The sequence below is a fragment of the Pseudanabaena sp. Chao 1811 genome (assembly GCF_027942295.1).
Classification (GTDB): Bacteria; Cyanobacteriota; Cyanobacteriia; order Pseudanabaenales; family Pseudanabaenaceae; genus Pseudanabaena.
Genome location: NZ_CP101416.1, coordinates 666,030 through 679,337 on the forward strand (window position 1 = coordinate 666,030; position 13,308 = coordinate 679,337).

11 protein-coding genes and 1 pseudogene are annotated in these 13,308 nt (G+C 39.3%); 7 read left to right on the forward strand and 5 right to left on the reverse strand.

Going from position 1 to position 13,308, the window contains the following annotated elements; all coding sequences use genetic code 11:
* Positions 1-131 precede the first annotated feature (131 nt).
* Both NMG48_RS03215 and hemF read right to left on the reverse strand, forming a co-directional pair.
* Positions 132-548, reverse strand: coding sequence for a hypothetical protein (locus NMG48_RS03215; RefSeq protein WP_271253957.1), 417 nt, complete (start codon positions 546-548; stop codon positions 132-134).
* A gap of 182 nt (positions 549-730) precedes the next feature.
* Positions 731-1,753 carry an oxygen-dependent coproporphyrinogen oxidase gene (gene hemF, locus NMG48_RS03220; protein WP_271253958.1) on the reverse strand — a complete coding sequence of 341 codons (1,023 nt, stop codon included), beginning with the start codon at positions 1,751-1,753 and terminating at the stop codon, positions 731-733.
* Between the two features lie 147 nt (positions 1,754-1,900).
* Here hemF and NMG48_RS03225 point away from each other — a divergent pair, with 147 nt between their 5' ends.
* Positions 1,901-2,461 (forward strand): GNAT family N-acetyltransferase, encoded by a 561-nt coding sequence (locus NMG48_RS03225; RefSeq protein WP_271253959.1) that lies wholly within the window; start codon positions 1,901-1,903, stop codon positions 2,459-2,461.
* 36 nt (positions 2,462-2,497) lie between these two features.
* Here the strand turns inward: NMG48_RS03225 and NMG48_RS03230 are convergent, their stop codons facing one another.
* Complete coding sequence (locus NMG48_RS03230; RefSeq protein ID WP_271253960.1) at positions 2,498-3,271, reverse strand: SDR family NAD(P)-dependent oxidoreductase; 774 nt, start codon at positions 3,269-3,271, stop codon at positions 2,498-2,500.
* A 502-nt stretch (positions 3,272-3,773) separates the two neighbouring features.
* Entirely contained in the window at positions 3,774-4,430 is a 657-nt protein-coding gene (locus NMG48_RS03235; protein ID WP_271253961.1) for a Coq4 family protein, read from the reverse strand.
* 196 nt (positions 4,431-4,626) lie between these two features.
* Here NMG48_RS03235 and NMG48_RS03240 point away from each other — a divergent pair, with 196 nt between their 5' ends.
* Positions 4,627-5,649: a histone deacetylase family protein gene (locus NMG48_RS03240; protein ID WP_271253962.1), complete on the forward strand. Its 1,023-nt coding sequence runs from the start codon at positions 4,627-4,629 to the stop codon at positions 5,647-5,649.
* A 165-nt stretch (positions 5,650-5,814) separates the two neighbouring features.
* On the opposite strand, the gene NMG48_RS03245 is transcribed toward NMG48_RS03240, so the two are convergent.
* Positions 5,815-7,440: a peptide chain release factor 3 gene (locus tag NMG48_RS03245; RefSeq protein ID WP_271253963.1), complete on the reverse strand. Its 1,626-nt coding sequence runs from the start codon at positions 7,438-7,440 to the stop codon at positions 5,815-5,817.
* A 182-nt stretch (positions 7,441-7,622) separates the two neighbouring features.
* Between NMG48_RS03245 and NMG48_RS03250 the strand changes: the two genes are divergently transcribed.
* The 5 genes and pseudogenes from NMG48_RS03250 (at position 7,623) to NMG48_RS03270 (ending at position 13,279) form a co-directional block, all read left to right on the forward strand.
* Entirely contained in the window at positions 7,623-7,871 is a 249-nt protein-coding gene (locus tag NMG48_RS03250) for an RNA-binding S4 domain-containing protein (RefSeq protein WP_126387812.1), read from the forward strand.
* A 444-nt stretch (positions 7,872-8,315) separates the two neighbouring features.
* A pseudogene (locus tag NMG48_RS03255) lies at positions 8,316-9,392 on the forward strand (adenylate/guanylate cyclase domain-containing protein); the annotation flags it as partial.
* Positions 9,393-9,420: 28 nt separating this feature from the next.
* A complete protein-coding gene (locus NMG48_RS03260) occupies positions 9,421-11,217 on the forward strand; it encodes an adenylate/guanylate cyclase domain-containing protein (protein ID WP_271253965.1) in 1,797 nt (598 codons plus the stop codon).
* Between the two features lie 152 nt (positions 11,218-11,369).
* Positions 11,370-12,641 carry an AAA family ATPase gene (locus NMG48_RS03265; protein WP_271253966.1) on the forward strand — a complete coding sequence of 424 codons (1,272 nt, stop codon included), beginning with the start codon at positions 11,370-11,372 and terminating at the stop codon, positions 12,639-12,641.
* Entirely contained in the window at positions 12,638-13,279 is a 642-nt protein-coding gene (locus NMG48_RS03270) for a retron system putative HNH endonuclease (protein ID WP_271253967.1), read from the forward strand. Before NMG48_RS03265 ends, NMG48_RS03270 begins: the two co-directional genes overlap by 4 nt.
* Positions 13,280-13,308: the final 29 nt, after the last annotated feature.

Sequence of the window (13,308 nt, forward strand, 5' to 3'; positions counted from 1 at the left end):
ATTTTATCTTGCCATCTAAAATTATCACTCTAAAAATGAGACTTAGAGCTTTAGATCGACTAATCTTATATTTTAATAAGTATAGGCGGCGCTTCACGCCGCCTATACTTACCTATTTAGCACTACTAATCTCATACTTTTGTTAATGGCTCAATTGGAAGATCTTGATCAATTTCAAGCACTGTGATTATGGCATTTTCAACTACAGTGTTTCCTATAATTGTGTTATGCAATGCTTCAAACTTTGACTCTACTTCAATAATGTCTTCGTAGTGAAGAATTACATGGTAAAAACTATCAATGACTTCTCCTGTTTCTGATTTTTTTGTTTCTTCCCAATCGATGTTTTGTTGTTGATCCTCAGCAACCTGTCGATAGCTTGCTGCTAGCTTTTCCAGCGCATTAGCGATCGCATGTTCTCTTGTCTGACCATAGCAGCGAATAGTATTAGTGGAGAGGTCTGACAGTTCGCAGATATACCACCCATTATTTTGTGGATATACATTAATTGCAAAATTTTCAGTGATGGAATTGCTGATTTCTGTCATAAGCCTGAACATTGAAATCTTTTGGACATTATATTTTTCTAATATAGCAATGTAAGTTTTGCTTAGGACATAAAACCCAAATATAGTGAAGGCGGCACTTCGTGCCGCCTTCACTATATTTGGGTTTTGATTTGTTTTCTTACATTGCTATAAAAAAGCACCTCTTACGAGATGCTTTTTTATTAGGCTTGCCAGTTAATCCAGTCTTGGGGTTTTAGGAAGGTTGTGTGCAATTCAGCTTCAGGGGTATTGGGTTCAGGATGATAGTCATAATCCCAACGTACCAGAGGAGGAAGTGACATCAAAATTGACTCAGTACGTCCGTTAGTTTGCAGACCGAAAATTGTGCCGCGATCATAGACGAGGTTAAATTCGACATAGCGTCCACGACGGTAGAGTTGCCATTGCTTTTCGCGATCGCCAAATTCAGTATTGCGACGACGATTTGCGATCGGGGTATAGGCAGGCAAGAACGCATTACCGCAATCTTGAACAAAGGCGAAAATTTCTTCCCAAGTACGAGGTACATCGCCGATCTCGTCACTCATGACCTGAGCAGTTGTCGAGTCATTACTGTTTTTATAAAGTCCTTCCTCGCCATTTTGGTAGTCAAAGAAAATACCACCGACTCCACGAGTTTCACCACGGTGCTTGAGGAAAAAGTAATCATCACACCATTGCTTGAAAACAGGATAGTAATTAGGATTGTGGCGATCGCAAGCAGCTTTGAGTGTAGTGTGCAAATGCTTAGCATCTTCGCCAAAGCCATAGTAAGGGGTGAGGTCGAGTCCGCCACCAAACCACCAGATTGGACCTGCTTCAAAATAACGATAGTTTAGGTGAACTGTTGGTGCGTAAGGATTTTTAGGATGCAGCACCATCGAAGTACCCGTTGCATAAAATGTTTCGCCTGCAACTTCTGGATGATGGCGCAAAATGGTTGGGGGTAATTGGGAGCCAAAGACCTCAGAGAAATTTACGCCACCCTTATCAAAATAGTCACCATCGGTAATTACACGAGATCTGCCGCCGCCGCCTTCAGGTCGTTCCCACTGATCTTGTTTAAATTTAGCTTTGCCGTCTAATTCCTCTAAACCTTGGCAAATGCTGTCTTGTAAGTTCTGCATGAATTGTTTCACGCGAGTCTTAGAATCAACAGGAACTTTTGGTAAAACCTTACTAGGAGCAACAGGAGCGATAGTCATAATCGTTTCTTTGTAATTACTAAATATTTCAGGGATTGGACTTAGGATTTGTTATAAGCGTTTATCACTAAATAAATACTTTACATTTAGTCTGTGATGCTAGGTGAAATGTAAAGCATTGTGTAGAAAATTTATAGAGCTATCACCATGCGATATCTGCCAGAACAATTTCTAACTTTACAAACACCAAGACTGATTCTTCGTAAAATAACTATTGAAGATGCCGAGGATATCTTTGCCTATGCTAGCGATCCTCAAGTCACAACTTACACATTATGGGATGCACATCAGTCGATAAAGGATACCTACGAATATTTAAACAACGTTGCCTTTGCAATCTATCGTTCTGGGAAAGGGATGAAGTGGGGAATCGTTGAGAAAGAAAGTGGCAAATTAATTGGAACTTGTAGCTTACACAGTACATCCATCCATCATCGTGCGGAATTGGGATATGTAATTGCAAGGGAATATTGGGGACAGGGACTAATGACGGAAGCAGCACAAGCGGCGATCGCTTTCGGTTTTCATGTGATGCACTTACTCAGAATTCAGGCATATTGCGCTGTTGATAATATTGGCTCAGCCAGAGTTTTAGAAAAATCTGGAATGCAGTTTGAAGGAATTCTGCATAATTATGTATTCACAAAAAATCGTCCTTGGGATGTCAAGATGTATGCAATTACGCGATCGCCTGATTTTTTACTCTAATCAAAAAGAGAGAACTGCGAAGCAGTTCTCTCTTTTTTAACTAACTTTAGGAGCAGCCATGAGCAAGATCTTTTCCATTAGGAATGGAAAGAGCCGATGACACCAGACTGCGAGATGACTCTGCCAACCGACCAGAATTTCGGGTGCTTCGCGCTCTACCCCAGAGATGAGCGCCTTAGCAACTTGCTTAGGAGTCATCAGGGAAACCCAGCGAAACCACTCCAAATCCTGTGCCATGTCGGTATCGGTAAGAGAGGGAAGTAAGGCAGACACCTTAATGTTGTAAGCAGCTAACTCTCCACGCAGGGCTTGAGTAAAGCCAACGATCGCAAACTTAGTCGCCGAATAGGTTGCCATCGTTGGTGCAGCAACTTTACCCATCAGGCTAGACACATTGACGATGCTACCTCGACGCTGCACTGCCATTCGTCGCGCTACCATTCTGGTGATGGCATACATACCAAGTAGATTGATTTCAATTTCCGATTGCACATCTTGAAAACGCGATCGCAAAAATGAGGATTGATGCGCGACACCCGCACAGTTAATCAAAATATCAATAGGACCAACATCTCTCCATACTTGAGCGATCGCAATGTTCACTTCAATCGTTTGCGATAGGTCTAAAGGTAGACTTACAGCTTCTATCCCTAGATCTTCTATTTCGGAAGCTAGTGAATTTAAACGGTCTTGATCGCGGGCAACCAGAATCAAGCACTTTGCACCCTGTTGAGCTAATTCTAAGGCGATCGCTCGACCAATACCCCTCGAAGCTCCTGTAATCAGAGCTGTTTTTCCTCGTACATTCATAAAACCTCCAATGTTGAGGTCTCACTATTTTTTACTGTTTGGGGTTGATATGGATTCTCTAACCTATGCCGTTAGCACGAAACCATACAACGTAAATTTTGTGAGACAAAAAGTAATCCCGTTGCGAGTTTTGTTGCCAGCAGATGACCAAACTTTTATATATGTTGACTTCTAAAAGGTTTGTTTAGTCATTGTGACAACAAAGTGCTTCGTAAAAGCACGATGAAGCCTTCATCAGTCTTGCAATTGCATACCTAGTTCTGTCATGACATTACCTCCATTAGTAATCATGATCTGTACAGTAGCGAAAAGGAAATTTATACCAACTTTTAACATGGCGCTAACATTACAACTATTTTACAATCATGTAAAGTATTGTTAAATACATTTGCAATGTGCTTCGTTTATAGAGGTTAGAAAATGATACTAAAGAATTATTTCTAAAGAGATATAGCGATCGCCATGATCACAATAGTATTTTGCCTTCCATAAAATGATTATTTCATAAAATTCTGATATTCAATGAATCGCGAAGCTCAGTTAGAGGCTTTTCCCACAGAAGTTTCCAATCTATCCCAAATAGAGGTTGAGCATGTTTTGCTAAAAGCCATCCTTGAGAAACTGCATCCATATACTCTGTAGAACGTTCAATATCATAGACCACAGTTTTTAAGAGATTTTTGGTAATTAAAGCTAACCAGAATCGGCTGAAACGCATTTGGGATACATAGAAAGCTTCTAACTGAATCTCGCCAATAATAGTGGTCTCAAATCCCGTAATCACATGCCAAATATCATGGGTTTCGGTAATATGTGCGCCTAAAAACTCATAGTCATTGTTACTAGGCTTGATTTGCAATGGCTTGAGGTTGTTTTTGAACATATGCTGAGCATAGGCATAACCAAGAGTATGCTTTGGCAAAATAGCAAGCTGTTCTAAATCTACTTCACCAACACGTGGATAGGTCTCAAAAGCAAGTTTCCCTTGAGAATGGCTAGATAAAGACTGAATCATTAACTGTAAGCTTTCTGAATCTGCACTCGCTATCGCAAGGCGATCAATTACACCAAAATCACCATCAGGCGATCGCACCATTTCTAGAAATGCCGATAATAGAGCTTCTTCTCTTTGTTGTTTAGCATCCAATAACTCAGTCATAGTTTTCAGTAATACTTAATAAGTAAATTATAAACCCGTAGTAGATAGATACAGCTAAAATAGTGTATTAGAAGTTCTTTTAAAACAAGCTAAACATAGTTACCAGAAATTTACTATGCATGATTTTAGCCATGTCTATCCACTACGGGGATGATTAACTGTCCCAATAACTCTAATAAAACAAGTACGGGAGACAATGATGATTCGGTTTGCTACCTACTTACATCCTCAAACATTTTTGTCTTCTAAACCTATTCAGGAAATTTCTTTTGGCAAATATTCTTTCCCGTATTACAACAAAGTTCGACATAATCTTGCAAACTCACTTCAAGATTATCCAGTACTACCTTTAAGAAAAGCTAAAGTTGATGATTACCTCCGAGTACATACCTATGAATATATACGGAAAATCACTTTAAAAGCTCTTGGAAAACCATTGGATGAAATTAGTCTATCTCTACCACAATTGAATTTTGAGTGTTCAGGGCTAGAATATTGTTTGTCTGGTTATCTCTATGGATTAGGAGGAATGCTAACGGCAGTTGACAACATGAAACAGGGAAATCTAGACCGAGCTTATTGTTTCAGTATGGTTGGACATCATGCCCACAGTAACTGGGGACATGGCTACTGTCTTCTTAATCCCCTTGCTGCTGCTACTCGATATGCTCAAAATCATGGATTTGAAAAGGTGCTGATTATTGATTGGGATATTCATCATGGTGATGGAACCCAAGAGATTTTTAGCAATGATTCTACTGTCTATTGCATCAGTATTCATAGTGCAGTTGATCTCTACATGGCTAAAGCCTCAAACTTGAAAGTTGGGACAACAGATGCTGCGGAAGCAGTTGGACATTGTAACATTCCGATTATCACTGAATCTTTTCCAGTTGAAGTTCTTCAAGATGAGGGGATAACTGGAAATTTTTATTATGGGCATGAAAGTATTGATGCTTTTCAACAAGCTTTAGAAAAGGTTCCATGGAAACCTAATCTAATCGCTATTTTTTCTGGCTATGATTCTCATAAGAATGATTGTGGAGCAAGGACAACGGGCTGGACAAATGACGACTTTTGCAAGCTAACTGAAATCGTTTTAAGTTATGCGAAGAAATGTGAATGTCCAGTTCTCTCTTCGCATGGAGGTGGGTATAAATTACCAGTAACAGTTTCAGCAGCAATTGCTCATATCAAGACTTTATCTACCTATATTTAATTCCTCTCAGAGCAACCATTTTGTAGATCTTGTAGTGGATAGACACACCTAAAATAGTGTATTAGAAGTTCTTTTAGAAAAAGTTAAACATAGTTATCAGAAATTTGCTATTGCATTACCTTGGCTGTGTCTATCCACTACGATTTCGTCTAAATGGATAGGTACTTACTTCGTATCAGCAGTAGTTAGCTCGGCAATGGGGGCGATCGCTTTTAATCTCAACTTAGGATGATCCGCTTCCACTTGATTTAAGTTCCATTGGTTCTTAAAGAGCAACACAGGACGATTCCAGCTATCTTTGACTACCATTGTATTAAATAGTCTACCCACAGCTTCGAGGGCTTCCCAGCCATCCTCAACCCATCTTGCTACGGAATAAGGCATCGATTCGAGAATAGTTTCGACGCTGTATTCGCTTTGGAGTCGGTACTGAGCAACTTCAAATTGTAATTGCCCGACGGCAGCGAGAATCGGATCGCGCTTCGATTCATCAACGGAATACATGATTTGGATTGCGCCTTCCTCCTGTAGTTCCGAAATCCCTTTACGGAATTGCTTGAACTTAGAGGGGTTAGGATTACGGAGCGTACAGAATAGTTCTGGCGAGAAGCAAGGAATCCCCGCATATTGACGCTTTTTACCGAGATAAATCGTGTCCCCGATCGCAAACATTCCCGGATTATTTAAACCGATGACATCACCTGCATAAGCGACATCGATCGCTTCACGATCCTGTCCAAATAATTTTTGGGCATGGGACAGCCGAATGCTCTTGCCACTGCGTAAATGGGTCACACTCATATCTTTTTCAAACTTGCCAGAGCAAACTCGCACAAAGGCAATGCGATCGCGATGGCGTGGGTCCATATTCGCTTGCAGTTTAAATACAAACGCCGAGAAGTCCTCATCAGTGGGAGAGACTTCACCGCTTGAACTATCGTGAACAGTGGGAGTGATGCCAAATTCCAGAAAAGATTTTAAGAATAGTTCCACACCAAAGTTGGTCATGGCACTACCAAAGAAAATTGGCGTGAGCTTACCCCGATGTAAATCCTGTGTATCCCATTCTGCACCGAGGGAATCGAGAACTTCCAAGTCTTCGAGCAGTTGGTTATAGAGATTATTGCCAATAAATTTAATGGCTTGGGGATCATCATAGGGATAGATATCAACAGTTGCTTCGCGTTGTCCGTGAGCACTCCGTTGAAACAAATGCACTGTCTTCGTGGCGCGATCATACACACCTTTAAACTGATCGCCCGTACCGATCGCCCAATTCATCACATAGGGAGTGATCCCTAACTCTTTTTCGATTTCATCCAACAGTTCCAATGGCTCACGGGTAGGGCGATCCATTTTGTTGATGAAAGTAAAAATTGGTAGCGATCGCATCCGACAAACTTCAAACAATTTCCGAGTTTGTGGCTCTAATCCCTTTGCCCCATCAACTAGCATCACGGCATTATCCGCCGCCGCGAGGGTGCGATAGGTGTCTTCACTAAAATCTTTGTGACCGGGGGTATCCAGCAAATTAATGCAATAGCCCATATAGTCAAATTGCAAAACCGTCGAGGTAATCGAAATCCCGCGTTGTTTTTCTAATTCCATCCAGTCCGATGTGGCATGACGCTGAGCGGCTCTAGCTTTGACCGCACCCGCAAGGTGGATTGCACCTCCGTACAGCAATAGTTTTTCAGTAAGGGTAGTTTTCCCCGCATCGGGGTGGGAAATAATTGCAAAGGTGCGCCGCCTTTCGACTTCGCGCTCTAACTCTTGCCACAGTTGACTCATGGAAATTTTTAACGAACTAATTTTTAGGATAGTGATAAAGATGGCGGTATTTTAGGATGATTAGAGCTATGCTCTGCTCATCTTAGAAACCATTTTTAGATGAATCGAGATTTCGCGATACTGCATCTATTATGCTTACTTTTTAGCGCAAATTAACCTAATCCTAGAAACTAGAGAGCATAATGCAAGAAAATTTTCAGGAAACCTTTGAACTAACGGGGGAATATATCACCCTAAGCAATTTATTAAAGGTTTGTGGTGTTGCCGATACTGGCGGCATTGCCAAATTAATGATTATAGAAGGGGATGTAGAGGTAGATGGACAGATCGAACTACGCAAGGGCTGCAAAATCCGTGCAGGTCAAACGGTAAGTGGCTATGGCTTCACAATTGATGTAGTGGCTGCTGAAGTTGATGATAAATGGGCTTAAGGTCAGCAATTGTGCGAATTGACCACTATTAGCGATCGCGTTAGCATATTTATATATTTGTCAGTATTTGTATTTTACAAGTCTAGAAACCTGAGTATTAACTACGCCACCAAATTGATCTGGGAAATATTCACCATCGCATTAATTGCATTAGTAGTAGCGATCGCTTGGTGGCGATCAATATTTTTGATCTCACAGCGTCTCAAAAAATCAAATCAGGAATTAGAATTACTAGTCCAGCAAAAAAGTAATGAGCTAGAAGCGTTAAAATCTTCACTACAACGCACTAATTTTTTGCTAGACCGTCGCGAAAATCAACTCAGAAAGCAGCAAAATATTTTATTTGCCTTAACAAAAGATCGAGCAATTAACCAAGGTGACTTTATTGTTGCTGTCCAAAATATTACAAGAACGGGCAGTTTCGCTCTCAATGTCGAACGGGTTAGTATTTGGCTCTTCAATAAAAACAAGACTGTTTTACATTGCCTTGATCTCTACCAAAAAAGCTTAAATCTGCATACCGAGTCTGAAGTTTTAAGCGCAGAAATGTATCCTAGCTTTTTTGGGGCAATTCTCAAGGATCGGGCGATCGCTACCGAAGATATCCAAGAAGATCCTATTTTTCAAGAATTATTTTTACCCTATTGCTTGCCTTTAGGAATTGTTTCTACTTTGGTATCTAGATTTGAAGTCGGTGGAGAAATTATTGGTATTCTCGCCTTTGAGCATACCGAGATTGAACATCTATGGACAGAGGAAGAAATTAGCTTTGCCAATTCTTTGTCAGATTTATTAGCACTCGGAATGGAAGCCCAAGAACGCCGACGGGTCGAAGAAAGTCTAAGGGTTGAACAGAAAAAATCAGAGCGCCTCTTGCTGAATGTATTGCCACCAGAAATCGCCGAACGCTTGAAGTCGTTGCAATTTAAGACGCAAGTGCATCTCAAAACTAGCGGGACAATTGTGGCAGATTCCTTTGACGAAGTTACCGTGTTATTTGCGGATATTGTCAATTTTACGGAATATGCGGCGGCTATTTCTGCTAGTGAATTAGTGAATGTATTGAATGAGATATTCTCAGAGTTTGATTACTTCGTTGAGCAATACGACCTCGAGAAGATCAAGACGGTGGGTGACTCCTATATGGTAGTGGGGGGATTACCTGTACCCAGTGATGATCATGCGGAAGCGATCGCCGAAATGGCTTTACAAATGCAAGCCTCGATCAAGAAATTTAAACGCTCTGATGGTAGCCAATTTTCATTGCGGATCGGTATTCATACAGGACAGGCGATCGCTGGGGTAATTGGCACAAAAAAATTCATTTATGACCTGTGGGGCGATACGGTCAATGTCGCTAGTCGTATGGAGTCCTATGGTATTGCCGACTGTATTCAAGTTACTGAAGCGACCTATCAACTTTTAAAAGACAAATATTATTTTGAACAACGCAGTGCCATTAATATTAAGGGCAAAGGAGAAATGACGACCTATCTCTTGAAAGGACGTATAGGTGCTTAGCAGCAAAGGCATTACTTACTTAGGCATCATGTTTAAAATCTCGTATCTAGCTGGGTTATTAAAAAATGTTCCACTGAAAAACTTACTAGTGGTTCCATTTGTGTTTCAGCTTATCCTCGCGACAGGACTAGTTGGCATATTTATTTTTTATAGTCGCCTAATGGTAGTAGTAATTCCTGAATCTCAATTTACAGGTTCGATGCAGGATTATACACAAATAGTGATTTTGCTATACTTTGCAATATTAGCGATCGCTATTTTGGTGAGCATGATGATCGGGCGATCAATTTCTTCTTCTATAGAGAAATTAAATGAAGCTTCCCAAGCAGTTACTCAAGGCAAGATCGATACAAGGGTATCAATAGAAGGAACTCACGAAATTCAAGTTTTGGCTGCATCATTTAATACGATGGTAGAAATGATGGCAAATTCTTTGTTGCAACTAGAGCAATCCAACCAAGACTTAACATTAAATTTAAGAGAAACAAACTATGAACTCAATGCATCCAAAGCCTCATTGCAACGCATAAATTTCCTATTAAGTCGCCGTGAAGATCAACTGCGAAAACAACAGGATTTTCTACTAGGTTTAACCAAAGATAAATCAATTAATCAGGGAGATTTTATCGGTGCTGTTCAAAATATTACCTATACAGGAAGCCATGCTCTAAATGTAGAAAGGGTTAGTATTTGGCTATTTGATACAGCAAAAACTCTTCTACATTGTCTCGATTTGTATATTAAAAGTACAGATACTCATACAGAAGCAGATTATTTAACTTCTCAAGATTATCCCAATTTTTTTGCTGCCCTTAAATCACAAAATAGTATTTCTGTTGAGGATGTACGGGAGGAATCATCGTTACAAGAAATCATGGAGTATTTCAACTCTGCAAACACGGTATCTTTATTGATTAAGCCCTTTGAAGTTAACGGCGAATTAACAGGCATTATTGCCTTTGAAAATACTGATATAGAACGTTTATGGCTACCAGAAGAGCATAGTTTTGCTAGTTCTTTGGCAGATTTATTAGCATTGGGCATGGAATCTCAAGAGCGTCGCCGAGCTGAAGAAAAGCTGCGAATTGAACAGATGAAATCGGAACGTTTATTACTAAATGTTTTACCGCAAGAGATTGTAGAGCGCTTAAAACTGTCTCAGTCAAAAGCTTTAGCAAGTAAGGTTGTAGAGGCTTATTCTAACAATTTACTAGAGATAGATCCTATGTTAGATAGTCTCACCAACGGTAAAATCTCTGGTGCAGTTGTTGCTGATGCCTTTGATGAGGTAACAGTGTTATTTGCAGATATTGTCAATTTTACGGAATATGCGGCGGCTATTTCTGCTAGTGATTTGGTCAACTGTTTAAATGATATATTTTCAGAATTTGACCGTCTAGTTGATGTTTATGAATTAGAGAAAATTAAAACTATTGGTGATTCTTATATGGCAGTTGGAGGATTGCCAACACCAAGTAAGGATCATGCGGAGGCGATCGCCGAAATGGCATTGGAAATGCAAGCATCCATCCAGCAATTCAAGCGTACTGATGGTAGTCCCTTTTCATTGCGGATTGGTATTCACACTGGACAGGCGATCGCAGGAGTAATTGGCACGAAGAAGTTTATTTACGACCTTTGGGGTGATACGGTCAATGTGGCAAGTCGGATGGAGTCCCAAGGTGTTGCTGGTTGTATCCAAGTTACCGAAGTAACCTATCACCTGTTAAAAGACAAGTATCAATTTGATTCCCGTCGAGAGATCGATATTAAAGGTAAGGGTAAGATGATTACTTATTTATTAACAGGAAGGCTCCCAAGCTAGGATCTCCAAACTTGCGATCGCTTAACCCTCAAGACAACCTTAAATTTTGTAGATAAATCCACAATGTAAGATTGTCTTGATATCATATTGGTTAATCTATAAGTTAAAAGATAATCTGTAGAATTAATTAAGATCGATCAATCAGTAAAAAAATGAGAATTAAACTTCTAAGACTAAAATCATTTAGAGGATTTGAGAACCTTGAAATTAATTTCGATGATAAGCTTTCTACTATTTTCTTAGGTGGTAATGGTACAGGTAAATCTACTATTCTAGATAGTATTTCTACTATGCTATTTTCAGTTTTTACTAGTCTATTTAAGCTAAAGTCGATGAACTTAAAACCTAAAGTTGATTATCCATTTGCAGAGTTTAATAAAGATGATATTAGTAGTAATTCAGGAAAGGGCTTTATTTCTATTGCGATAAAATCTCTAGATATAGATTGTTCAATTGATGTTGAAATAGAAAATCATTTAGAAAGTTTTGAAGCTTACAACTTACACCAATTATTAGAAGATATCTCATCTATGTATAAAGCTGAAGGGAATTTACCTTTAGTTGTCCATTACATAACAAACCGAATCGTTCCCGAAATTGAGCCTAAATTTTTAGAACCTGTATCACTAGACGATATAGATATAAGAGAAGTTTACAGTTTTTATTCTAAAATCAGACAAACAAACTTTGTCGAATTATTTACTTGGTTTAGATCGCTAGAAGATATCGAAAATCAAATGCGTCTTGATGGTGAATCTAGCTATCGTGATAAGCAACTGCAAGCAGTACGTGATGCAATTGCCAATGTAGTCCCTGAGTTTTCTGATTTAAAAGTTAATCGTAGACCACCTGCAAAGATTGAGGTGACAAAAAATAATAAAGAAAGATTCTCTATTAATCAGCTTTCCGATGGAGAAAAATGTTTTTTGGCGATGGTAGGAGATTTAGCACGAAGATTAGCGATCGTTAACCCTAAAAACGACGATCCGTTAAAAGGTTATGGCATTGTTTTAATTGATGAAATTGAATTGCATCTACATCCTGAATGGCAACGTCGAGTTATTCCTAGACTGACAGAAACTTTTCCTAATTGTCAATTTATTATTACGACCCATTCACCACAAGTGTTAGGCGAATTTAAAGGACAGGTCTATAGATTGAAACAGTCTGAATCAGGTATTATTGCTGAACTTCGTCATACCTACGGCAAGGATAGCAATCGTATTTTAGAAGATGATATGGAATCCACAGAACGAGATCGTGATATTCAAGAAGATATATTGCAACTGTTTCGACATATTGATGATGGTGATTTAAAAGCTGCGCGATCACTAAAACATTCTCTACAAAAAAAAATAGGTGAAGATCCTACTTTTATAAAAGCTGATGTACTTATGCACCGTAAGGAAGTACTTGGTCGATGAAATACATTTCTAAAGATCCTAGTCGTGAACCAGAGAGCGTAAAGCAATGGAAACAACTAGCTGCTAATGATCCCAATTATGGATATGAGTATTTGCGTAGTAAAGAGCGCAAGGAATTACTTCAAACCTTGATCGAAGAACAGGGGTATATTTGCTGCTATTGCGGTATGGAAATAAGCGATCGCACCAGTCACATAGAACATGTTGCCCCACAAAGTACACATCCTGAACTATCACTTGAATATACTAATCTACTCGCATCTTGCGGAATCTCTGATCACATAATTGCTAAAAATCTTGCAATAACACACTGTGAAGAGCATTGTGGACGTAAACGGGGAAATAAATACTTATCGGTTGAGCCTACTAATCCAGATTGTGAGACAAAGTTTAGCTACAGTGCTGAAGGTGAAATTTTACCTAATAATGACTCAACGGTAAAAACTCTCAATCTTAACTACACTGAGTTAAAAAAGCTCAGAAAAGCTGCAATTGAGGGGTTGATTAGTTTGTTTGAAGATGGGTTTAGTAATGAGGAAATAGATCTTTTTGTTAAAAGTTTTGGGAAACGCGATCGCGACGGTAAATTTCAGCCTTTTTGTTTTGCGATTACATATTTTTTAAAAAGTTACATTTAGTGGCTTCCAAAATTTAAACCCATAAATTA

Coding starts and splice junctions, on each gene's coding strand:
- NMG48_RS03215 (WP_271253957.1), bottom strand. CDS start 548: ATGACAGAAATCAGCAATTCCATCACTGAAAATTTTGCAATTAATGTA.
- hemF (WP_271253958.1), bottom strand. CDS start 1,753: ATGACTATCGCTCCTGTTGCTCCTAGTAAGGTTTTACCAAAAGTTCCT.
- NMG48_RS03225 (WP_271253959.1), top strand. CDS start 1,901: ATGCGATATCTGCCAGAACAATTTCTAACTTTACAAACACCAAGACTG.
- NMG48_RS03230 (WP_271253960.1), bottom strand. CDS start 3,271: ATGAATGTACGAGGAAAAACAGCTCTGATTACAGGAGCTTCGAGGGGT.
- NMG48_RS03235 (WP_271253961.1), bottom strand. CDS start 4,430: ATGACTGAGTTATTGGATGCTAAACAACAAAGAGAAGAAGCTCTATTA.
- NMG48_RS03240 (WP_271253962.1), top strand. CDS start 4,627: ATGATGATTCGGTTTGCTACCTACTTACATCCTCAAACATTTTTGTCT.
- NMG48_RS03245 (WP_271253963.1), bottom strand. CDS start 7,440: ATGAGTCAACTGTGGCAAGAGTTAGAGCGCGAAGTCGAAAGGCGGCGC.
- NMG48_RS03250 (WP_126387812.1), top strand. CDS start 7,623: ATGCAAGAAAATTTTCAGGAAACCTTTGAACTAACGGGGGAATATATC.
- NMG48_RS03260 (WP_271253965.1), top strand. CDS start 9,421: ATGTTTAAAATCTCGTATCTAGCTGGGTTATTAAAAAATGTTCCACTG.
- NMG48_RS03265 (WP_271253966.1), top strand. CDS start 11,370: ATGAGAATTAAACTTCTAAGACTAAAATCATTTAGAGGATTTGAGAAC.
- NMG48_RS03270 (WP_271253967.1), top strand. CDS start 12,638: ATGAAATACATTTCTAAAGATCCTAGTCGTGAACCAGAGAGCGTAAAG.